A 20614-nucleotide genomic window follows, 5' to 3' on the forward strand; every position below is an offset into this window, starting at 1 on the left:
CATGCGGCTCGTCAACACCCGCGACCCGAAGAACCGCACCACCTTCGCCGGGGCCATCCAGTCCGGCATGGCTCCGGGCGGCGGCCTCTGGGTTCCCGAGCCCGTGCCCTGCTTCCGGGACATGGAGGCGCTCCTGGGGATGGATTTCCGGGCCCGCTCCGCGGAGCTCCTCCACCGCTTCCTGGGGGACGAGTTCAGCCGGGCCGAAGTGGAGGAGGCGGTCTTCTCCGCCCTGGACTTCCCCGTGCCGGTGGTGCGGGTGCGGGAGCGGATGTTCGCCCTGGAGCTGTTCCACGGGCCGACGCTGGCCTTCAAGGACTTCGGCGCGCGGTTCCTGGCGCGCATGCTGGCCCTCGTGGCCCGAAGGGACGGGCGCCGGCACACCGTGCTGACTGCCACCTCCGGGGACACGGGCGCCGCGGTGGCCAGCGCCTTCCTGGGCCTGCCGGGCTTCCAGGCGGTGGTCCTCTACCCCGCCGGGCGGGTCTCGCCCCTCCAGGAGCGGCAGTTCGCCACCCTGGGGGACAACGTCCGCACCTTCGCGGTGGAGGGCTCCTTCGACGACTGCCAGGCCCTGGTCAAGGCCAGCTTCGAGGACGCCGGACTGGTGGCGCGCCTGGGCCTCACCTCCGCCAACAGCATCAACATCGCGCGGCTCCTGGCCCAGCTGACGTACTACTTCGAGGCCGTGGCCCGGGTGGGGGAGGCCCCCGTCATCGCCGTGCCTTCGGGCAACTTCGGGAACCTCTACGCGGGCCTCCTGGCGAGGCGCACGGGCCTGCCCGTGAAGGCCTTCGTGGTGGCCACCAACGCTAACACCACCGTCCCCGACTTCCTGGAGACCGGCGTGTACCGCCCCCGGCCCTCGGTGGCCACCCTCTCCAACGCCATGGACGTGGGCGCGCCCAGCAACTGGGAGCGCATCCACGCGCTGTTCCAGGGCGACGTGGAGGCCATGCGGGGCGCCCTGCGCCGGGGGAGCCTCACGGACGGGGAGACCCTGGCCTCCATGCGCGGGCTCCACGCCGGCGGCTACCTCCCGGAACCCCACGCGGCCGTGGCCCACGGCGTCCTGGCCCGCAACCTGGGGCCGGGCGAGACGGGCGTGTTCCTGGCCACGGCCCACCCGGCCAAGTTCCGGGAGACCCTGGAGACCGGCCTGGGGCTGCGGGTGCCCCTGCCGCCGGCCCTGGCCGAGGTGCAGGACCGGCCCGTGCTGTCCCGGAGCCTGCCGGCGGAAATCGCGGCGCTGCGGGAGGAGCTCGGTTGAGTACATGAAAATTTCAAGCTTCATGATTCAATTGGTTATGCTTTAGGCCAGAAAGCCCCTGACGAGATGAATCCCGAATCCAGCCCTTCCAGAGGTTCCACAGCCATCCTCCGGGTGGTGCTCTACTATGCCGGCTTCTCGGCCCTGTGGATCCTCCTTTCGGACCGGCTGGTGATGCTGGTGGCCCGGGGGGCCGACCAGATCGCCATGCTGAGCACCCTGAAGGGCTGGTTCTACGTGGGGGTGACCTCCCTGCTGCTCTACCGGGCGATGAAGCGGCACCTGCTCCCCGCGCTGACCGGCGAACGGCGGGCCCGGGCCCGGCTCATCGTGCCGCCGGTCGCGATCCTGGGCGTGGTGATCCTGGCCCTGGTGTGGGGCGGCATCCACCAGGCGTACCGCCAACTGGAGGCGACCGAGGCCGCCCGGCTCCAGGCCATCGCCGACAACAAGGCCCTGCAGGTGTCGGAATGGGTCCAGGAACGGCGCGGGGACGTCACCTTCGCCTCCTCCTCCCGGTTCTGGTCCAGGGCCTACTACGCCTGGCGGAAAAGCGGCGATCCCGATGAACGGGAGCGCCTCTTCGGGAACCTGGAGGCCTACCGGGACCTCAAGGGCTTCCAGGGCCTCATGGTCATCGACGACCAGCTCACCGTGCATTCCTTCCCGGCGGTGCGGGCCCCTTCACCGGACCTGATGGAGGCCGTGAAGGCCACATTGGCCGACCGGGCCAGCCGGGTGGTCGGCCCGTACCGGGACGCCGCCGGCGCCCTGCACCTGGACTTCCTGGCGCCCATGGCGCCCGCCGGGGACCGGCCGGGGCCGCTGCTGGTCCTCACGGTGGACCCCGTCGTCCAGCTCTTCCCGAGGCTCCATGCGTGGCCGGTGCCGACCACCACGGGCGAGGCGGTGCTGTTCCGGCGCAAGGGCGACCAGGTGGAGTATCTCAGCGGCTCCCCGCAGAACCCCGACCGCCAGATCCAGATGACCCGGCCGATGGCCGCCAGCGAGCTGGTCACCGCCCAGGTCCTCCGGGGCGCCGCGCCCCAGGGGGCCTTCGTCAAGGGCAAGGACTACAACGGGGAGCCGGTGGCGGGCGTGATCCACGCGGTGAAGGGAACGGACTGGTTCCTCGTCGCCAAGATCGACCAGTCCGAGCTCTATGCCGCGGCCCGCAATCAGGTGGCGGTCATCGGCCTCGCGGGGCTCCTGGCGATGTTCCTGGCGGTGCTGGTGGACCGCATGTTCCGCCAGCACCGGATCCTGGCGCAGGCCGAGCGGGACCGGAGCCTCCAGGCGGAGCGCCTCCGGGCCCTGCGGCTCCTGGACGGCATCGCCACCGCGTCCAGCGACGCCATCTACGCCAAGGACCGGGGGGGGCGCTACCTGCTCTTCAACCCCGAGGCCGAGCGGGCCTTCGGGATGAAGGCCGCCGACGTCCTGGGGAAGGAACCCTACCGGCCCGGGGCTTCGGACGAGGATTCCGCGATCCTGCAGCGGGGCAGCGCCCGCACCCTGGAGGAGGTGCTGGACACGCCCCAGGGGCCCCGGACCTTCCTGGTCACCAAGGGGCCGCTGCGGGACACGCAGGGCGGCATCATGGGCCACTACGGCATCGCCAAGGACATCACCGAGCGCAAGCTGGCCGAGCAGAGCCTGGCCGCCCAGAACCGCCTCCTGGAGCGGGTCGCCTCGGGCGAGCCCATCCAGGAGCTGCTGGACGCCATCACCGGCACCCTGGAGCAGCTGGCCCCGGGCGCCATGGCCTCGATCCTCCTCACGGGCGGCGCCGACGGCCGGCTCCGGTTCGGGTCCCACGCCGGCCTGCCGGAGGCCTTCTGCAAGGTCCTGGAGGGCGTTCCCGTGGCCGAGGGGCTCGGGCCGTGTCCCACGGCGGCCTTCCGCAGGGAACCCGTCATCGTGGAGGACATCCGGACCGATGACCGCTTCCAGGGACACTTCCGCTCCTGGATGGAGGAGGCGGGCCTGCGCTCCGTGTGGTCCACGCCCATCCTGGACTCCTCCGGCAACGTGCTGGGTTCCCTGGGGCTCTACCACCGCGAGCCCGGCGCGCCCGGGCCCTTCGATCAGAGCATCATGGCCATGGCCACCCACGTGGCCGCCATCGCGCTGGAGGGCCACCTCGAGGAGCGGGCCCTCCAGGAGAGCTGGCTCCGCTTCCGCCAGCTCTTCGAGGCCGCGCCCGTGCCCATGTGCATCCTGGGGGAGGGCGGCCTCATGGTGGCCCTCAACGGGCAGTTCAACCGGACCTTCGGGTACAGCCTGGACGAGATCGGATCCCTGTCCCGGTGGCTGGAGCGCGCCTACCCCGACCCGGTGCGCCGGGAGGAGGCCCGGGCCTGGTGGGAGATCCGGTCCGCCCCGGGCGGCGGGGCGCCGCCCGTGGAGACCACCCTGGCCTGCCTGGACGGGCAGGAGCGGACGGTGCTCCTTTCGGCCACCGCCATCGGCGGGGAGTTCCTCCTCACGCTGTCCGACATCACGGAGCGGGTGAAGGCGGAGCGGGACCGCCAGGCGCTTCAGGCCGAGATGCAGCATTCCCAAAAGATGGAATCCATCGGGCGCCTCGCCGGGGGTGTGGCCCACGACTTCAACAACATGCTCGGCGTGATCGTGGCGAACGCGGAGGTGGGCCTCCTGCACACGCCGCCCGGCAAGAGCCAGGACCGCTTCGAGGAGATCAAGAAGGCCGCCATGAGGTCCGCGGACCTCACCCGCCAGCTCCTGGCCTTCGCCCGCAAGCAGGCCGTGTCGCCGTCGGTCATCGACCTCAACGAGGCCATCCCCGGCATGCTCCAGATGCTCTCGCGCCTGATCGGGGAGAACATCACCCTGGACTACACCCAGCGCGACGGCCTCTGGGCGATCCGCATGGACCCCACCCAGGTGGACCAGATCCTTGCGAACCTGGCCGTGAACGCCCGGGACGCCATCGCGGGGGTGGGCTGCATGGCCATCCGCACGGAAAACCGCGTGCTGCGGGAGGGCGATCCAATGCCCGGCCACAACGCCCGCCCCGGCGAGTACGTGGTCCTGGAGGTGAGCGACACCGGCTGCGGCATGGACGCGGAGGTCCTGGGCCACATCTTCGAGCCCTTCTTCACCACCAAGGCCATCGGGAAGGGCACGGGCCTGGGACTGGCGACGGTGTACGGGATCGTGAAGCAGAACGACGGCTTCATCGAGGTGCGCAGCGCCCCCGGTCAGGGGACCACCTTCCGGGTGCACCTGCCGCGCCACGCGGGCGCCGCGGAGAAGGCCGCCGCCCCGGGGGCGGACCGCCTGTCCGCTGGCGGCCGCGAGTGCGTCCTGGTGGTGGAGGACGAGCCCATGCACCTGGATGTCACCGTCATGCTCCTGGGCAGCCTGGGGTACCGGACCCTGGCCGCGGCCTCGCCCAGCGAGGCCCTGGCCTTCCTTCGAAATCCCAGCCTCGACATCGGCCTCCTGCTCACCGACGTGATCATGCCGGAGATGAACGGCCGGGAGCTGGCGGAGCGCGCGCGGAGGCTGCGTCCGGAACTGAAGTGCCTGCTCATGTCCGGCTACACCGCCGACGTCATGGAGCACCACGGCGTGGTGGAAGGCGACCTGAAGGTCATGGGCAAGCCCTTCACCCTGGAGGTCCTGGCCGAGCGCGTGCGGACGGCCCTGGACGCCTAGGATTTCAGAGGGTACGGATCAGTTCCCTGAGTCCGTTCCACACGATCTGAACCCCGATGGCCAGCAGCACGAAGGCCGAGATCTGGCTCACCGTGGCCGCCCCGGTGGGTCCCATCTTCCGGATCACCGCGCCGGAGAAGCGGTAGAAGATGTAGACGGCCAGCGCGGCCAGGGCGATGCCGCCGGCCACGGCGGCGTAGCGGAGCAGCACCGGCGGGTCCAGGAGGTTGCCGGCGGGCACGAGGCTGAGGGTGACGGCCATGGTGCCCGGCCCGGCGGTGACCGGCAGGGTCAGGGGGAAGAAGGCCTTGTCCTTCATGCTGACCTGGATCTCGGCCTTCTCCGACTCCGTCATCCGGGGATCCCGGTTGAGCATGTGCCAGGCGGAGTGGAAGAGCAGCAGGCCCCCGGCCACGCTGATGACGGGGATGGAGATGCCCAGGAGCTTGAGCATCCAGCCCCCGATGAAGAGCAGGGAGGTGAGGAAGGCGAAGGTGTAGATGCCGATGAGGCGGGCCAGCCGGTTCCGCTCCGGTTCCTGCACGTGACCCGTGAGCTGCAGGAACACCGGCGCCATGGCCGGCGGGTTCAGGATGGGGAACAGGGCGAGGAAGGTGAAGAACGTGAGGTACAGCGTTCCAGGCATGGGTCGTCCGGTGCGCGGAACCCCCACCGGCGCGGCCGGGGGGGTCCGGAAGTTCAGGCGGGCGCTACTTGCCGCGGTTGGAGGAGCGGGTGTGGCCCTGGACGGTGCCCTTCTCGGCGGAACGGGCGTTGGGCTTGGTGCCCTTGGGGCCCATGCCGGTGGCCTTCTTCAGGGCCGGCACATGGGATTCGGTGTGGGTCTCGGCCTTTTTGGCGGGGAGCTTGCTCAGGAGGTCGGCGGTGATGGAAGGATCGGGTTTGGACACGGCGGAACCTCGCTTTTGAAGGATCGGGTTGGGGGGCTGGAGCCCGGATTCCAGTGTAACACCCCTGTCCCGCCCCTATTTCACGCCCAGGTGCAGGGCCACGATGCCGCCCGTGAGGTCGGTCCACCCCACCTCCCGGAACCCGGCCTCCGCGAGCTCCCGGGCCAGGCTGGGCTGGTCGGGGAAGGAGCGGATGCTCTCGGGCAGGTAGGTGTAGGCTCCGGGGTCTCCGCTGATCCAGCCTCCCACCTTCGGGAGGATCCTGTGGCTGTAGAGGTCGTAGAAGGCCCGAAGCCACGCGAAGCGGGGCCGGCTGAACTCCAGGATGGTGAGCCGGCCCCCGGGCCGCAGGACCCGCCGGAACTCCCCGTAGGCCAGGGCGCGGTCCTCGACGTTGCGGATGCCGTAGCAGATGGTGATGCCGTCGAAGGTCTCCGCCCGGAAGGGCAGGTGCTGGGCGTCGGCGCCCACGGAGGCCCAGATGAGGCGTTCCCGCCCCTTCCTGCGGAACTTGCCCGGGCCCAGGCGCAGCATCTCCTGGGTGAAATCCGTGGAGATCACCTCCGCTCCGCGCCGGGCCAGGGCCAGGGAGGAGTCCCCCGTGCCCGCGGCCACGTCCAGGTAGCGCCGGCCCGGGGCGGCCCCGGAGGCCCTGGCCATGCGGCGCCACCAGTAGAAATCCGTGCCGAGGGAGAGAACATGATTGAGCAGGTCATATTTGCCGGCTATGCCGGAGAACATGGCCTGGACTTTACTTCCCTCTGGCATGCGTGTCACCTCCATCACATGATCCACGGTCCGGGACCCTTGTGTCAGCCCATCCGGTTAAACTGTGAACTTCACAAGTCCGGGTTATGCCCATCCCCCCCTTGGAGGATTCATGGAAGTCAGTGCCAGCGAGAAGCTCTTCGGAGGCAGTTTCCTCCTTTCGGCCATCGGTTCCCAGCCCCAGTTCACCCCCGAGGAGCTGAGCGACGAGACCAAGGCCATCGGGGAAGCCGCCCGGGACTTCATGGAAGGGGAGGTCCTGCCCCAGGACGCGGCCCTGGACCAGGTGGACCTGGAACTGAGCCGGGACCTGCTCCGCAAGGCCGGCGAGCTGGGCCTGCTGAGCCTGGAGATCCCCGAAGCCTACGACGGCATGGACCTGGACAAGAAGACCGGCCTGGTGCTCCTGGAGGAGGTCGGCAAGCAGGCTTCCTTCTCCGTGAGCTACGGCGCCCACACCGGCATCGGCACCCTGCCCATCGTCTACTTCGGGTCCCCTGAGCAGAAGGCCAAGTACCTCCCGCTCCTGGCCTCCGGCGAGAAGCTGGCCGCCTACGCCCTCACCGAGGCCGGCTCGGGCTCGGACGCCATGAACGCCAAGACCACAGCCGTCCTGGACGGCGACCACTGGGTGCTCAACGGCGGCAAGATGTGGATCACCAACGCCGGTTTCGCCGACGTCTTCGTGGTCTTCGCCAAGGTCGACGGCCGCAAGTTCAGCGCGTTCATCGTCGAGAAGGAGGACCCCGGGTTCTCCACCGGCCTCGAGGAGCACAAGCTGGGCATCAAGGGCTCCTCCACCCGCGCCCTCATCATGGAGAACTGCCGCATCCCCAAGGACCGCCTCCTGGGCGAGGTGGGACGCGGGCACCGCATCGCCTTCGGCATCCTGAACATCGGCCGCTTCAAGCTGGGCGCCGGCTGCACCGGCACCGCCAAGGTGGTCCTCGAATACACGATCAAGTACACCGGCGAGCGCCAGCAGTTCGGCAAGCCCCTGCACGCCTTCGGCCTCATCCAGTCCAAGCTGGCCGACATCGGCACCCGCATCTTCGTGGGCGAGGCCATGAATTTCCGCACCATCGGCTACGTCGACGAGCGCATGCACGCCATCAGCTGGGACCAGGAGGGCGCCGCCAAGGCCAAGCTCGACATCATGGACGAGTACGCCATGGAGGCCTCCATCGCCAAGGTGTGGGGCTCGGAAGCCCTCTTCCTGTCCGCGGACGACGCGGTGCAGGCCTTCGGCGGCTACGGCTTCTCCAGCGAGTACCCCCCCGAGAAGATCTACCGCGACAACCGCATCAACCGCATCTTCGAGGGCACCAACGAGATCAACCGGCTCATCATCGCCGGCGCCCTGTTCAAGCGCGCCAGCAACGGCTCCCTGCCCCTGGACCGCTCCACCGCCAACGTCCCCGAGGCCCCCGAGGGTCCCATGGGCCGTTCCATGCACGCCGTGGAGCTGGCCAAGCGCCTGTGCATCTACGCCTCGGCCGCGGCCCTGGACGTGTGCGGCCAGAAGCTCATCGAGAACCAGGAGGCCGCAGCCCGCGTCGCCGACATGCTCACCGAGATCTACGCCATGGAGAGCGCCGTGGTGCGCGCCGCGAAGATGACCGAGGGCGGCCACCGCTGGGCCGGGCTGGCCCGGCAGTTCGCCGACGTCTACGTGAACGAGGCCTGGCACAAGGTGCAGGTCAACGCCCGCATGCTGCTGGCCGAGGTGCTCGAAGGCGGGGACCTGGACAAGGGCCTGGGCGACCTGGAGGCCTTCGCCGGCTTCGTTCCCGCCTCCAGCTCGAAGCTGCGCGCCGCCATCGCCGCCCAGCTCATCGAGAAGGGGTCCTACCCCATCGTCCAGTACTGACAGGGCGCCGTTTCCGCGAAGAACGCCAGGGCATCGTACCGGTCCACCACGGGATCCATCACCATGGATTCCGCTGGGTGGGCCGGATCGTATTCCAGGTTGACGAACCAGGTTCCCTGCGGTTCGCTCAGCCAGCGCCGGACCGGTCCCGCCGAAGGGACCTTCCGGAGGTCCAGGAAGAACCTGGGCTCCCCGGTCGAGGCCAGGGCGGCATCCAGCGTCCCCCGTGCCATCGGTTCCACGGTGCGGGGCACCGGTTCGAGAATTCCTCCCAACGTCCTGAAGGCCAGGAACCCCCCCCGGCCGAAGGCGGTTCCCAGCGCCACGTAGCCCGGGCCGAGGCCCTGGCTGAGCCGCCAGCCCAGGGTCGGGAATCCGCAGGGGCCCTGGGCGGCCTTGGTGATGTGCCCGTTGTGGGCCCACAGGAGGACACGGGCGCCGACCCCCTCCTGGCGGAGGACCCAGTACACGTTTTCAGCCATGGCATTTTCCCTCGCCTCAAGCCCTCTCGGGACATCCCCGGCCACGGGGATGAACTGCCCCAGGACCACCAGGGCCTGGCGCTGGCGGGCGAAACCGGTCTCCCCCGCGGCCCGGATGAAGGCCTTCTTCCGGGCGTCCATCCGCGCCAGCAGCCCGTCCAGCGCCGCCCTCCAGGCGATCCGGTCCGGGGGTGCGGTCACCTTGGCGATGGGCCGCGCCAGCAAGAGTCCCTTCACGCGGCGTTCCAGCACCCTTGCGGATTCTGGATCCGTCCTCCGGAAGAAAGCCAGGGCATGGTGGAAGGGAGGGCCCGGATCCATCATGTCGATGCCATGGACCCTGATCCTCGAGCCGCGGTCCCGCTCCAGGTTGTGGGTCCTCAGGGCGACAAGCAGGTTCCGGAATTCCAGCACCCGGAAGGGGGGCGGGAGCGCGGGAAGGGGGTCCGGACCGTCGCCCTGGACATAGGCGTCCACCCCGAACGCCTCGACCAGGCCCATCTCCAATGCGAGGGCGCGCACCGATCCCGCTTGGGCCAGCGACATCAAGGTGAGGTGGACCAGCTGGGCGAATTCGCGGGTTCCGTGGGTGGCTTCGCCCATGCCGAAGACCTGGCCGGATCGGGCCAGGGCCAGCAGGGCAGGATCGAGGGCCTCGTCCCGTTCCGGATCCGCCAGGGAGACCGCCTCCCTTCTGATCCAGGTTCCCACGTCCGACGGGGCCGGGCTGGGCTCCGGAAGCAGCTCCGGATTCCATTCAAGGGGGGATTTCCCGACCTCGAGCCACGCCGCTGGCGCCCGGCCTCTTTTCCCGACGGCCGAAAGGCCGTACCGCCCCTCGTCAAGGGCCACCTGGAAGGCCCCGGACCGGGTCCGTACCCACCGCACCTGATCGAACCGCAATACCGCCGTCCCATCCGATGGAACCAGAGCGATCACGCCCTCCACCCCAGGCCTTCCCTTCCCTCCGCCCAGGCGTCCCCGCAGGACGGTTCCTCCCGACCTCAGGCGCAGTGGAAAGTGCAGGACTAAGGTTTCCCCCGGGGTCAGCGTGACCCGGCCGACGTTGGCCCCCGCCAGGGTTGGGTGACTAGCGGAAATGCCGTAGGCCCCGGCGGGGCGATGAATCCGGAAGGCGCCCCTGCTGTCCGTGCGGACCCAGGCGATGGACGCAGCTTCGACCGGGCTGCGCATGTCGGCGGGGAAAACCGCCACGTCCACGCCCTTCAAGAATGCGCCATCCGGCCCCTGCACCCGGCCCTCCAGCGTTCCCTTTACGGTGCCGCAGTGGAGGACCAGGGCCAAGGTGCAAAGGAGGATCAGCCGGAATCCTGCCGGGGCAGGTTCCCTGAGGTCCTGTGACCGGTCAGGGGCGTCGCAGCTGTGGCTGACCATAACCCGTGGCAAGGCGATGCTTCAGTAATTCAACGTTCCAATTCGGGTCAGGGGGGGCAAGGATCGCTGGGTTGGCTCTGGTCAGCGTCTCGAACCGCTCCCTGGCCTCAGCCTGTCGAGCCGCCAGGTATAGGTCATGGGGATCAGGTCCCGGATTGAGCGGGGTCCCCTTGATGACCAATCTGACGGTTCTGAACATCCCTCCATGGATGGTCGATAGGGCATGCTCATCCACCCTCTGAATTGAATCAGGTAGGTTTTTCATGTAGGTCTCCTCCTGCTAGGAGCCGGTGCTACCGGACGGTCTGAAATTCCAGGCCCGGACCCTCCAGGCCCACCTTTGATGTGTCCCATTTCCGGTCAAGGTGCCAGGGCCGGACCGGAGGGGGCCGTGCGAACGTTGCTGCCGCGGGTCCTCCCTCCTGGGCGTTGCGTTCCACCCGGCCGGAGGCGCATAGTGGTTCCGGCCGTGGAGGTTCCCATGCTGTCCCACACCCTGCTGCTGGCCGTCCTCGTCGCCCCCGCCCAGAGCGTCCATCCCCCCTGGAGCCCGGGCGTGGCCTACAACGTCCGGGATCTGGTGAGCTACCTGGGGGTGGAGTACGTATGCTGGCAGGCGCACACTTCCCGCGCGGGGCTGGAGCCCCCGGCGGCGCCCTCCCTGTGGCGGGTGTTCTCCGGGCGGGAGACGGCCGTCCCCGCGGTGCCCCTGGGGCTGGCGGCCGTGGCGGTGGGACCCGCCCGGATCGTCGTCACCTGGAGCCTGGTCCCGGGCGCCACCGGCTACGACCTCCTGGTGGATGGAACCGTGGTGGGCGGGGCGGCGAGCCCCTACCAGCACAAGGGGCTGACCCCCGGCTCGGCCCACGCCTACCGGGTGCGGGCGGTGAACGAAGGCGTCAGCAGCGCCTGGAGCGAGGCCGTCACCTGCTCGACGGAGCGGGCTACCTCCGGAAAGTGAAGAACACCGCCCCCACCAGGCACAGCGCGGCCCAGGCGTGGTTGAGGGTGAGGCGCTCGCGCATGTAGAACACCGCGAACACCGCGAAGACGCAGAGGGTGACCACCTCCTGGATCACCTTCAGCTGGGGCAGGGAGTAGCGCCCGTAGCCGATGCGGTTGGCCGGGACCATGAGCGAGTACTCGAAGAAGGCGATGCCCCAGCTGGTGAGGATGGCCACCAGGAGCGGGGCGTCCCGCTGGGACTTCAGGTGCCCGTACCAGGCGAAGGTCATGAAGACGTTGGAGACCACCAGCAGCGTGATGGGGAGCCAGGTGCGGACGGTCATGGAGCTCCTCTGCGGAAGGCCTGGGGACCCCGGGCCAGGAACGGGGCCAGGGCCTCCTCGAGACGGGCGCAGGCCTCCTGCCATTCCGGCCCGGCGGAATCCGGAAGGTCCTCCAGGTACGCGGCGGCGGCGCCGGCCGCGTCCAGGCCGAGGTTGCCGGCGAGCCCCCGGAGGTCGTGGGCGAGGCGTCGGGCGCCGGCGAGGTCCCCCCGGGACGCGGCCTCCCGGAGGTGGGCGGGCAGGATGGGTTCGTCCAGGAAGCCCTTCATGAAGTTCGCCAGGAGATCTCGTCTCCCGCCCGCGCGGGCCAGGGCCCGGGGCAGGTCCAGGACGCCGGACAGGGCCTCCAGGGGGTCGGGGCGCGCCCGCAGCGCCAGGGCCTCGAGCAGGTTCCGGGCCTCGAGGGGCTTGGGGAGGCACGCGGCCATGCCCGCCTCCAGGCACCGTTGCCGGGCGCCGGCCTCCGCGGTCATGGCCAGGATGGGCAGGCCCAGGCCCAGGGCCCCCAGGCGCCGCGCGGCCTCGAAGCCGTCCATGCCCGGCAGGTGGAGATCCATGAGCACGGCGTCGTACGGAGCCTCCCGGGCCCGGTCCAGGGCCGCCTCCCCGGTGCCGGCGGTGTCCACCTCCGCGCCGGCCTCCCGCAGGAGGGCCTCGGCCAGCTCGCGGTTCAGGGCGTTGTCCTCCACCAGCAGCACCCGGCGGCCGCGCAGGTCCGCGGACTCCGCGGGCGCCAGATCCAGGGAGAAGGAGAAGGTGCTGCCGGCGCCGGGTTCCGAGGCCACGGCGAGGGTCCCGCCCATGAGCTCCACGAGGCGGCTGGCGATGGAAAGGCCGAGGCCGGTGCCCCCGTAGCGCCGGGCGATGCTCTCGTCGGCCTGGGCGTAGGGGGAGAAGAGCCGTTCCGCCTGGTCCGGGGCGATGCCGATCCCCGTGTCGGCCACGGAAAAGAGCAGCGGCCCCTGGCCGGCCTCCACCCGCACCGCGACGCTTCCCGCGGTCGTGAACTTGACGGCGTTGCCCACCAGGTTGGCCAGGACCTGGGTGAGGCGGTGCGCGTCGCCCACGACCGGGGGGAGCTCCACGGACGCCACCTCCAGGGCGAGGCCCTTTTCCAGGGCGGCCTGGGAGAAGAGGTCGCGGATGTCCGTCAGCACGTCCTGGACGCGGAAGGGCAGGGCCTCCAGGGAGACCTTCCCGGCCTCCATCTTCGAGAAGTCGAGGATCTCGTCCACCACGGCCATGAGGGAGCGGCCCGAGAGGTCGATCTTCCGCAGGCAGTCCTCGGCGCGGGGCGGCAGGGCCTCGGCCCGGGCCAGGCGGGTGAAGCCCAGCACCGCGTTCATGGGCGTGCGGATCTCGTGGCTCATGCGGGCCAGGAATTCGCTCCGGGCCTGGGCCTGGGCCTCCCGCGCCCGCAGTTCCCGTTCCCGCTCCTCCCGGTCGCGCAGTTCGGCCGCCAGGGTCTGCTGCAGGAGCTTGGCCGCGGCCAGGTTGCACAGGGAGGCCACGAACCGCAGGTCCAGCTCCGTGAAGGGGCCGCGGCCCCGGTTGGAGTCGAAGTAGAAGAGGCCCAGGGTCCGGCCGTCGAATTCCAGGGGCACGGCCATGGCCGAGGCGGTGCGGGACTCGGCCAGGAGCCCGTCCGGGACCGCGGGCTCGCGGAAGAGCCTGGCGGCGCGCCGGGAGATCGTGGCCTCCAGGGTGGAGGTGGGCAGCCCCAGCGGGCTGTCCGGGTCCTGGGCGCGCACCGCCACCGGCACCAGGGCGCCGTGCGCGTCCTTGAGGAGCACCGCCCCCCGGGAGGCGCCGAGGAAGGTGAAGAGGCGATCCAGCAGGTCCCCCAGGAGCCTCCCGGGCTCCAGATCCTTGAGCATCATGAGGCTCAGCTCGTGGAGGAGCTCCAGGGCCTCCCGCCAGTTGAGCAGGCCTTCCTGGGCGCCGGCCCAGAGCCGGACGTCCTCCAGGGCCAGGGAGGTCTCCTCGAGGGCCGCCGGGGCCGCGGGCTCGAGGCGGAGCTCGAGGGGTCCCAGGGTGATCCGGTCCCCGGGCGCGACGCGCACGGGGGCGTTGACGCGCGCGCCGTTGCGGAAGCTGCCGTGGCGGGACCCGAGGTCCTCCAGCCACACCCCGTCCTCCTTCCACGCGAACCGCGCGTGGCGCCGGCTGATGGCGGCGTCCTGGAGCAGGATGTCCACGCCCGGGGCCCGCCCCAGCACCAGCTCCGCGCGTTCCCTGCCCAGCAGGAAGGGCGGGTGGCCGGGAGCGTGGAGGGTGAAGCGGTTCATGCGAATATGATACGTGCACCCGGCAGGAGGGAGACGATCGCGTGGCTACCGACGGCAGGACCGCCCTTCTCATGGAGCGCCTCGCGGACCGCTACGCGTTCCGGACGCTGCTGGGGGAAGGCGGCGCCGGCACGGTCTACGAGGTGGAGAACCTTTCCCTGGGGCGGCTCGAGGCCCTGAAGATCCTCACGAACCCCTTCACCGGCTCCGACGTCCAGGAGCGCTTCGCGGTGGAGGCCCGCATCGCGGCCTCCCTGGAGCATCCCCACATCGTCGGGATCCACGCCTTCGGGCAGGACGGCGGCGTCCCGTGGTACTCCATGCAGCTGATCGACGGGCCCTCCCTCGCCGGCATCCTGGACGGGGGCCGCACGCTGGACGGGCCCATGGCGGCCCAGCTCGCGGTGCCCGTGCTGGAGGCCCTGGCCTTCAGCCACGCCCACGGCGTGATCCACCGGGACATCAAGCCGGCCAACATCCTCTTCGACGCCGCCGGCACGCCCTTCCTCGCGGACTTCGGCATCGCCAAGGCGGTGGAGAACCCCATGGACACCCGCACGGGCCACATGCTGGGCACCCCGGCCTTCGTCGCCCCCGAACAGGCCCTGGGCGAGGCGGTCGACGCCAGGGCGGACCTGTACTCCCTGGGCGTCACCCTGTACCGGGCCCTGGCGGGCCAGCTCCCCTTCCGCTCCGACCAGGTGCTGCAGACCCTCCTGCTGCGTCTGCAGGAGGAGGCGCCGCCCCTGGAGGCGCTCTGCCCGGGCCTCCATCCCGCCCTGGCCGCGGTGATCATGCGCAGCCTGGCCCGGGACCGGGACCGGCGGTGGGAGGGCGCCGCGGAGATGCGGGAGGCGTTCCTGGCCGCCTGCGCCGAGGCGGGCATGGCCTGGGACCGGCCCCTGGCGGTGGCGGGGGAGTTTTCCCTGCGGCGCCGCACCCTCGAGGAGGTGGCGCCCACCGCCGACATGCCCGGGCCCAAGGGCCGCCCCTGGTGGATCCTGGGCCTGGCGGCCCTGGGTGCCGGCGCGCTCCTGTTCGTGCTCCGCGGTCCCAGGCTGGCCGCGCGGGTGGAGCCGCCCCCGCCGGCCCCGGCCGCCGCGCCCGCCGCGGCCGCGCCCGCCCCGAAGCCCAGGCCCAGGCCCGCCCAGGCCGAGGTCCTGCCGAGGCGGCCGGTGACCTATCCGCGGCTCCTGGACGACGGCCTCGCGCCGGCGCCCGTGGGGGAATGCGCGGGGCTCAGCGTCGGCGCCTCCCTGGTGGTGGGCGAGGACGGCCGGGTCAAGAGCTGCAGGATCCTGTCGGCCGTGAAGCCCGGGTGCGCCGAGGCGGCGCGGGCGGTGGCCATGAAGTACCGGTTCAGCCCGGCCCTGGACGACCAGGGCAGGCCCGTCGAGGCGGCCGTCGCCGTCGCCGTCGATTTCCAGGAGGCACGATGAGAATCCTCTATGCAGCTGCCCTGATCCTTCTGGCCACGGCCTGCGGCAAGCCCCGCACGGTGCCCGCATCCGCCATCCAGGTGCAGGTGGAGTCCTACCCCGGCGGAACCGCCCTGTTCCTCGCGGGCAGGCCCATGGGCACCACCCCCCGCACCCTGACCGTGGACTCCCTGGACGCCCTGCTGGAGCTCACCGCCACCTCCGGCACGGAGCCGGTGGTGGAGAAGCGCATCCGGTTCCTGGCCCTGGACCGGGCCGAGGTGATGTTCGTCTTCGGCACGGGCAACTCGGCCATGGCCAAGGCCCTGGGCCTGGCGCGCATCCTCGTCTTCGACTACGGGGCGGGGGTCACGTTCGACCTGAACAAGTCCGACCTCCGGCCGGAGTTCCTTCCCCTTCTCGAGCGGCAGGCCTCGCTCCTGAAGGCGCACTTCGCCGGGGTGGACGTGCTCATCTGCGGCCACACCGACACCCTGGGCACCCCGGACTTCAACCTGGCCCTCTCCCTGGCCCGGGCCCGCTCCGTGGCCCAGGACCTGGAGGCCCGGGGCGTGGCCCGGGAGCACATGAAATCCCAGGGCTTCGGCAGCGCCTACCCCGTGGCCTCCAACGAGACCGACCCGGGCCGCGCCCGCAACCGCCGCACCGAGCTGGTCCTTCCTCAGTAGTCCACCAGGAAGGCGTAGCCCCGGCCGTGGCGCGCCTTCACGGGGAGGGGCTCCCCGGGGCAGAGGCGCGCCACCTTGGTCCGAAGGCGGCTGACCATGGTCTCCAGGCGCCTCGCGGCGTAGATGTCGGGGTGCTGGTCCAGGGCCAGGAAGAGGTCCTCCCGTTCCACCACCTCGCCGGGGCGGTCCAGGAGCGGCGCCAGGAAGCGCAGCTCCAGGTCCGTGAGGTCCACCGCCGCGCCGCCGGGGGTATGGAGGCGCGACGCGTGGGGCTCCAGGCGCCAGGCCCGGGCCCCGCCCAGGCGCCGCTGGAGGCTGAAGATGGCCGCGGCCAGCTCCCGCAGGTCCACGGGCTTGGCGAAATAGAGGTCCGCGCCTCCGTCCAGGCCCCGGATGCGGTCCTCCAGGCCATGCCGGGCGGTGAGCATGATGATGCCGAGGCGGGGCCGGTCGCGGCGCAGGCGCTGGGCGATGGAGAAGCCGTCCTCCCCGGGCAGGCCCACGTCCAGGATGACGATCTGCGGATCCTGCTCCTCCAGGGCCGCGTCCAGGGCGCCGCCGTGCTCCACCCCCGAGGCCAGGATCCCGAAGGGCTCCAGGCCCCCGGCGAGGAAGTCCCGCATGGGCCGGGCGTCCTCGCAGACCAGGACCCGGACGCCGGCGGCGGGTGCGGGGGGCTCGGGAGGGAGTGCGGGCATGGGAGATTCCAGACTACCAGAAGGGCAAATGTATGAAAGTGTGAGGAAAATTCCGTCATCCGCCGGGGAGAATGTGGGAAGCAACACACTGCCTGGAGGCGAAACATGAAATTCCTTTCTCTTGCAACCGCCCTTGCCCTGGTCGCCGGCCCCTTGTCCGCCCAGGAGGGCCAGAAGTGGCTGGGCATGCAGGCCGGCTACGACTGGCAGGCCAACAGCGAACGCGGCGCCAAGGACAACCCGGCCTTCGGCCTCTCCTTCGGCCAGTGGTTCTCCTCCCGCTGGGGCGGGGAGCTCTCCGTGCTGGGGACGACCCTGAAGACCAAGACCGGGGGCCTGAGCGCCGACGAGTACCACGCCCACCTCTCCGGCCTGTTCAACCTCAACCCGGGCGCCGCCTGGGTCCCCTACCTGCGGGCCGGCGCCGGCTCGACCACGGTGGACAAGCCCTTCTCCTTCAGCGACGGCTACACCACCCGGCTCAGCTACCACGCCGGCGTGGGCGTCCAGGGCCACCTGGGCGAGAACCTCCTGCTGGGGCTGGAAGCCCGGGGCGTCCGCATCGAGACGCAGAAGTCCTACACCGAAGTGCTCGGCCTGGTGACCCTGGGCTTCCGCTGGGGCCAGGCCGCCAAGCCCGCGCCCGCCGCCGCCCCCGCTCCCGCCCCGGCTCCCGCACCCGAGCCCCCGCCGGCGCCCAAGGTGGAGCCGCCCCCCCCGCCGCCGCCTGCGCCCGTCGTCGCCCCGGCCCCCGAGCCCGTGGCGCCTCCCCCGCCGCCGCCCCCGCCGGCCAAGATCGTCCTGGACGAGGCCGTCCTGCACTTCGCCAACGGCAGGAACGACCTGCCCCCCGAGGGCGTCCAGGCGGTGCGCAAGGTCGCCGAGAGCCTCAAGTCCTTCAAGGGCACGTACACCCTCGTGGTCAGCGGCCACACCAGCTCCGTGGGCAAGCCGGCCTTCAACAAGGCCCTGAGCCTGCGCCGGGCCGACGCGGTGGCCAAGGTCCTCACGGAGGGGGGCGTTCCCGCGGCCTCCATCCGCACCGAGGGCGCGGGCCCCGACCGGCCCATCGCCGACAACAAGACCAAGGCCGGCCAGGCCCGGAACCGCCGGGTGGAGATCGACGTGAAGGCCGACGGCCCGAACGTGGAGACCCGCAAGACCGAGACTTCCGTTTCGGGCGAATAGGCCCTACCATTCCCCGAACCCAAGGAGGAACCATGCGCTTGTTGATCTTTTTCGCCGCCGCCGCACTCACCCTTTCCGCCCAGTCCCTGGACGACCTGAAGGCCGCCGCCAAGGCCAAGGCCGACCAGAAGGTGGAGGAGACCAAGGCCAAGGCCGACAAGAAGGCCGATGAGGGCAAGGCCAAGGCCGAAGCCAAGGTCGACGCCGGCAAGGCCAAGGCCGAGGCCAAGGTCGACGCGACCAAGGCCAAGGTGGACAAGAAGGCCGAAGGCGCCCCGGTGGGCGGCGACTATGCCAAGGCCGCCGCCGCCAAGGGCGAGGCCAAGGCCAAGGGCGCCACCGCCAAGGGCGAAGCCAAGGCCAAGGACACCGCCGCCAAGAGCCACGCCGGCACGAAGAAGGGCGCGGTCAAGGGCGAGGCCAAGGCCAAGGAGGCCGCCGAGAAGGTCACGAAATAAGGTTTGATTCCCCAGTCCTTGGGGCCGGGGTTTTCATCCCCTTCATTCAGTCCATCCCAGTTCCAGCAGGGCCAGCCGGGGTTGGACCGGCGCATCCGGAAAGGTGCGCGCCGGTCCTTCCGAGGCTGGCCCTGCTGGAACCGGGATGAACTGGATGAGCGGGATGGAAGGGATGATGGCCTTTGGCGTCGGGTCCGGCGCTCCTATTTCTTCTCCTGGGGCGCGGGCTTGGGCTCGGCCCGGGGGGCGGGGGCCGGGGCGGGGCGGGACTCCTGCCGGGGGGCCGGAGCGGGGTGCGACTCCTGCCTGGGGGCTTCACGCCGCTCCATCCGGGGAGCCTCCGGCCTGGGGGCTTCGCGCCGCTCCAGGCGGGGAGCCTCCTGCCTGGGGGCTTCGCGCCGCTCCGGGCTGGGAGCCTCCGGCCTGGGGGTTTCGCGCCGCTCCATGCGGGGAGCCTCCGGCCTGGGGGCTTCGCGCCGCTCCGGGCTGGGGGCCTCCGGCCTGGGCTGTTCCCTGATGGGCTCGCGCTTGTTGATCTCCGCGCGGGGAACTTCCGGGCGGGGCTGCTCCCTGACGGGTTCCCGCCTGTTGATCTCCGGGCGGGGGGTCTCGACGCGGGGCTGTTCCCTGACGGGCTCGCGCCGGTTGATCTCCGTGCGGGGAGTCTCCTGGCGGATGGGCTCCCGCCTGTTGATCTCGGTCCTGGGCTGATCCTCGCGCTCCACCCGGACCCGGTCGCCGGTTCCGGGGCGCACCACGGGCCTGGGGGCCTCGGGCCGGGGCCGTTCCATGCGGTTGAAGCCGCCCCGGTCCGCGGGCGCGGGGGGCCTGAGGATGGTGCGGCCGGTCTCGCGGGTGTAGACGGTGACGCGTTCCCGGGCCACGTTGGGCTGGCCCGCCACGCGCTGGAACCGGGCGGGGTCCCGGAGCTCCTGGCGGTTCACGATGATCCGGCCCTGGAACCAGGGGCGGGCGCCCTGGGCGGGGGGCCGGTTGAACACGCCCACGACGGCGGGGTCGCGGTGGAACCAGGGACGCAGGTTGCGGTCGCCGACGTGGTGGACGTCCACCACGTTCCAGCAGCGCTGGCGGTCCCGCCACTGGACGGGGCGGTTGTGGAAGCCCAGGGGGGCCCACCCGAACCAGGTGCCGGTGCTGTGCCAGGCCACCCAGGCCGGGCTGTAGTAGACGCCGGGGATCCAGTACCAGCCCAGGCCCAGGCGCCAGCCCCAGCGGCCGTGGTGGCAGGTCACGTAGCCCCAGGGCTCGCTGCTCACCCAGGTCATGCCGCCGCCGAAGGCGCCCCAGTAGCCGTTGCTGTAGGGGCTCCAGTCCGCGTCCACGGCGGTGGGGGTCCAGCACCAGGATTCCGTGTCCTCCACGTAGACCCACTTCCCGTTGCCGTCCAGGTCGTCGGCGTAGTAGCGGATCTCGGGGGGCACGCGCGCGGCGCTCTCGCTGGGGCGGGGCCTCACGAGCGCCTCGGCCCACTGGTCGAACTCGCCCAGGGCGTAGGCGTTGAAGTCCGACACCCGGTCCAGCACGTCGTCGTTGCCGTAGACCGTCAGGCGCTGGCCGGCATAGATGCGGGCCTGGCCCTCGGCGTTGACCCAGGTGGCCTGGCCCCCGTGGACCAGGAAGGCCACCTTGTCGCCCCGGGGGTCCTTGGAGACCTGGAAGGTCGCCTCGGGGCGGGAGGCGCCCCGGCTCCCCAGGGACCCGCTGCCCGAGGGGGTGTCCACGCGGATGACGGCCTCGCTCTGGGCGCCGCGGCACACGCGCAGCTCGCCCCGCTCCAGCACCAGCAGGACCCGGCGCTCCTGGTCCTGCTCGGAGAACAGGGCCGCCACCCGGAACCGGGTCCCGGGACCGAAGGCCACCGCGCTGCCGTCGCCCAGTTGCAGGACGCCACGCCCGCGGCTTTCCACCACATCCCCCTCGGCCACGGGCACGCCCCGGGTGAGGGGCTCGTCCTCCTCGCCCTTGCGGACGGTGACCGCGCCTTCCACGAACTTGACCTGGGCATAGCGCTCGGGGCTCTCGCCCACTTCGTAGTCCTGCTGGTCCAGCTCGTCGACCAGGTCGCCGGGATCCTGGGGGGCCGTCCTGGGGAGGAGCGCCACGCCGGACAGGAGCAGCGCCGGGACGAGTGCGGCGGCGAAACGGTTGCGGTTCATGATGCGCCTCCAGGAGGATGCCGGATTGG

At 71.2% G+C, this 20614-nt stretch carries 16 protein-coding genes and 1 pseudogene; 8 read left to right on the forward strand and 9 right to left on the reverse strand.

Features of this window, described 5'->3' with window-relative positions; all coding sequences use genetic code 11:
• Window position 1: 1 nt before the first annotated feature.
• Window positions 2-1270: a threonine synthase gene (thrC, locus tag ACZ5MC_RS04960; protein WP_464517173.1), complete on the forward strand. Its 1269-nt coding sequence runs from the start codon at window positions 2-4 to the stop codon at window positions 1268-1270.
• Window positions 1271-1336: 66 nt separating this feature from the next.
• The gene (locus ACZ5MC_RS04965) at window positions 1337-4954 is read left to right on the forward strand and encodes a PAS domain S-box protein (protein ID WP_464517174.1); all 3618 of its coding nucleotides are present in this window, start codon (window positions 1337-1339) and stop codon (window positions 4952-4954) included.
• 4 nt (window positions 4955-4958) lie between these two features.
• Here ACZ5MC_RS04965 and ACZ5MC_RS04970 read toward each other — a convergent pair whose 3' ends face one another.
• The 3 genes from ACZ5MC_RS04970 to ubiE form a co-directional block, all read right to left on the reverse strand.
• Complete coding sequence (locus ACZ5MC_RS04970) at window positions 4959-5600, reverse strand: MarC family protein (RefSeq protein ID WP_464517175.1); 642 nt, start codon at window positions 5598-5600, stop codon at window positions 4959-4961.
• 64 nt (window positions 5601-5664) lie between these two features.
• Window positions 5665-5865, reverse strand: coding sequence for a hypothetical protein (locus tag ACZ5MC_RS04975; RefSeq protein WP_306599219.1), 201 nt, complete (start codon window positions 5863-5865; stop codon window positions 5665-5667).
• A gap of 75 nt (window positions 5866-5940) precedes the next feature.
• The gene (ubiE, locus tag ACZ5MC_RS04980) at window positions 5941-6633 is read right to left on the reverse strand and encodes a bifunctional demethylmenaquinone methyltransferase/2-methoxy-6-polyprenyl-1,4-benzoquinol methylase UbiE (protein WP_464517176.1); all 693 of its coding nucleotides are present in this window, start codon (window positions 6631-6633) and stop codon (window positions 5941-5943) included.
• A 112-nt stretch (window positions 6634-6745) separates the two neighbouring features.
• Here ubiE and ACZ5MC_RS04985 point away from each other — a divergent pair, with 112 nt between their 5' ends.
• The gene (locus ACZ5MC_RS04985; RefSeq protein WP_306599221.1) at window positions 6746-8503 is read left to right on the forward strand and encodes an acyl-CoA dehydrogenase family protein; all 1758 of its coding nucleotides are present in this window, start codon (window positions 6746-6748) and stop codon (window positions 8501-8503) included.
• Here the strand turns inward: ACZ5MC_RS04985 and ACZ5MC_RS04990 are convergent.
• Window positions 8482-9888, reverse strand: coding sequence for an erythromycin esterase family protein (locus ACZ5MC_RS04990; protein ID WP_464517775.1), 1407 nt, complete (start codon window positions 9886-9888; stop codon window positions 8482-8484). The genes ACZ5MC_RS04985 and ACZ5MC_RS04990 overlap by 22 nt on opposite strands.
• 120 nt (window positions 9889-10008) lie before the next feature.
• Window positions 10009-10380 (reverse strand): annotated as a pseudogene (locus ACZ5MC_RS04995) (carboxypeptidase-like regulatory domain-containing protein); the annotation flags it as partial.
• 481 nt (window positions 10381-10861) lie between these two features.
• Here ACZ5MC_RS04995 and ACZ5MC_RS05000 point away from each other — a divergent pair.
• Window positions 10862-11341 carry a carbohydrate-binding protein gene (locus ACZ5MC_RS05000; protein WP_464517177.1) on the forward strand — a complete coding sequence of 160 codons (480 nt, stop codon included), beginning with the start codon at window positions 10862-10864 and terminating at the stop codon, window positions 11339-11341.
• Here ACZ5MC_RS05000 and ACZ5MC_RS05005 read toward each other — a convergent pair.
• Window positions 11325-11669 carry a DMT family protein gene (locus ACZ5MC_RS05005; protein ID WP_464517178.1) on the reverse strand — a complete coding sequence of 115 codons (345 nt, stop codon included), beginning with the start codon at window positions 11667-11669 and terminating at the stop codon, window positions 11325-11327. The two genes, ACZ5MC_RS05000 and ACZ5MC_RS05005, sit on opposite strands and share 17 nt — an antisense overlap.
• A complete protein-coding gene (locus ACZ5MC_RS05010) occupies window positions 11666-13957 on the reverse strand; it encodes an ATP-binding protein (protein ID WP_464517179.1) in 2292 nt (763 codons plus the stop codon). Before ACZ5MC_RS05010 ends, ACZ5MC_RS05005 begins: the two co-directional genes overlap by 4 nt.
• A gap of 41 nt (window positions 13958-13998) precedes the next feature.
• Between ACZ5MC_RS05010 and ACZ5MC_RS05015 the strand changes: the two genes are divergently transcribed.
• Window positions 13999-15396 (forward strand): protein kinase domain-containing protein, encoded by a 1398-nt coding sequence (locus ACZ5MC_RS05015; RefSeq protein ID WP_464517180.1) that lies wholly within the window; start codon window positions 13999-14001, stop codon window positions 15394-15396.
• On the forward strand, window positions 15393-16064 hold the full coding sequence (locus ACZ5MC_RS05020) for an OmpA family protein (protein ID WP_306599226.1): 672 nt from the start codon (window positions 15393-15395) through the stop codon (window positions 16062-16064). The genes ACZ5MC_RS05015 and ACZ5MC_RS05020 overlap by 4 nt, the downstream gene beginning before the upstream one ends.
• Here ACZ5MC_RS05020 and ACZ5MC_RS05025 read toward each other — a convergent pair.
• The gene (locus ACZ5MC_RS05025) at window positions 16058-16762 is read right to left on the reverse strand and encodes a response regulator transcription factor (RefSeq protein ID WP_464517181.1); all 705 of its coding nucleotides are present in this window, start codon (window positions 16760-16762) and stop codon (window positions 16058-16060) included. The two genes, ACZ5MC_RS05020 and ACZ5MC_RS05025, sit on opposite strands and share 7 nt — an antisense overlap.
• A gap of 105 nt (window positions 16763-16867) precedes the next feature.
• Between ACZ5MC_RS05025 and ACZ5MC_RS05030 the strand changes: the two genes are divergently transcribed.
• Together ACZ5MC_RS05030 and ACZ5MC_RS05035 are read left to right on the forward strand one after the other, a co-directional pair.
• Window positions 16868-17950, forward strand: coding sequence for an OmpA family protein (locus ACZ5MC_RS05030; protein ID WP_464517182.1), 1083 nt, complete (start codon window positions 16868-16870; stop codon window positions 17948-17950).
• A gap of 32 nt (window positions 17951-17982) precedes the next feature.
• Window positions 17983-18408, forward strand: a complete 426-nt coding sequence (locus ACZ5MC_RS05035) for a hypothetical protein (RefSeq protein WP_464517183.1) — start codon at window positions 17983-17985, stop codon at window positions 18406-18408.
• Between the two features lie 203 nt (window positions 18409-18611).
• Here the strand turns inward: ACZ5MC_RS05035 and ACZ5MC_RS05040 are convergent, their stop codons facing one another.
• Window positions 18612-20585, reverse strand: a complete 1974-nt coding sequence (locus tag ACZ5MC_RS05040) for a DUF6600 domain-containing protein (RefSeq protein ID WP_464517184.1) — start codon at window positions 20583-20585, stop codon at window positions 18612-18614.
• Between the last annotated feature and the right edge of the window lie 29 nt (window positions 20586-20614).

It is taken from the genome of Mesoterricola sp. JemC181 (assembly GCF_055384585.1).

What these genes read in the sequence shown, in the direction of transcription:
- ACZ5MC_RS05025 (WP_464517181.1), bottom strand. Translation starts at nt 16,762, where the DNA reads ATGCCCGCACTCCCTCCCGAGCCCCCCGCACCCGCCGCCGGCGTCCGG.
- ACZ5MC_RS05035 (WP_464517183.1), top strand. Translation starts at nt 17,983, where the DNA reads ATGCGCTTGTTGATCTTTTTCGCCGCCGCCGCACTCACCCTTTCCGCC.
- ACZ5MC_RS05010 (WP_464517179.1), bottom strand. Translation starts at nt 13,957, where the DNA reads ATGAACCGCTTCACCCTCCACGCTCCCGGCCACCCGCCCTTCCTGCTG.
- ACZ5MC_RS04985 (WP_306599221.1), top strand. Translation starts at nt 6,746, where the DNA reads ATGGAAGTCAGTGCCAGCGAGAAGCTCTTCGGAGGCAGTTTCCTCCTT.
- ACZ5MC_RS04965 (WP_464517174.1), top strand. Translation starts at nt 1,337, where the DNA reads ATGAATCCCGAATCCAGCCCTTCCAGAGGTTCCACAGCCATCCTCCGG.
- ACZ5MC_RS05005 (WP_464517178.1), bottom strand. Translation starts at nt 11,669, where the DNA reads ATGACCGTCCGCACCTGGCTCCCCATCACGCTGCTGGTGGTCTCCAAC.
- ACZ5MC_RS05020 (WP_306599226.1), top strand. Translation starts at nt 15,393, where the DNA reads ATGAGAATCCTCTATGCAGCTGCCCTGATCCTTCTGGCCACGGCCTGC.
- ACZ5MC_RS05030 (WP_464517182.1), top strand. Translation starts at nt 16,868, where the DNA reads ATGAAATTCCTTTCTCTTGCAACCGCCCTTGCCCTGGTCGCCGGCCCC.
- ACZ5MC_RS04970 (WP_464517175.1), bottom strand. Translation starts at nt 5,600, where the DNA reads ATGCCTGGAACGCTGTACCTCACGTTCTTCACCTTCCTCGCCCTGTTC.
- thrC (WP_464517173.1), top strand. Translation starts at nt 2, where the DNA reads ATGCGGCTCGTCAACACCCGCGACCCGAAGAACCGCACCACCTTCGCC.
- ACZ5MC_RS05000 (WP_464517177.1), top strand. Translation starts at nt 10,862, where the DNA reads ATGCTGTCCCACACCCTGCTGCTGGCCGTCCTCGTCGCCCCCGCCCAG.
- ubiE (WP_464517176.1), bottom strand. Translation starts at nt 6,633, where the DNA reads ATGCCAGAGGGAAGTAAAGTCCAGGCCATGTTCTCCGGCATAGCCGGC.
- ACZ5MC_RS05040 (WP_464517184.1), bottom strand. Translation starts at nt 20,585, where the DNA reads ATGAACCGCAACCGTTTCGCCGCCGCACTCGTCCCGGCGCTGCTCCTG.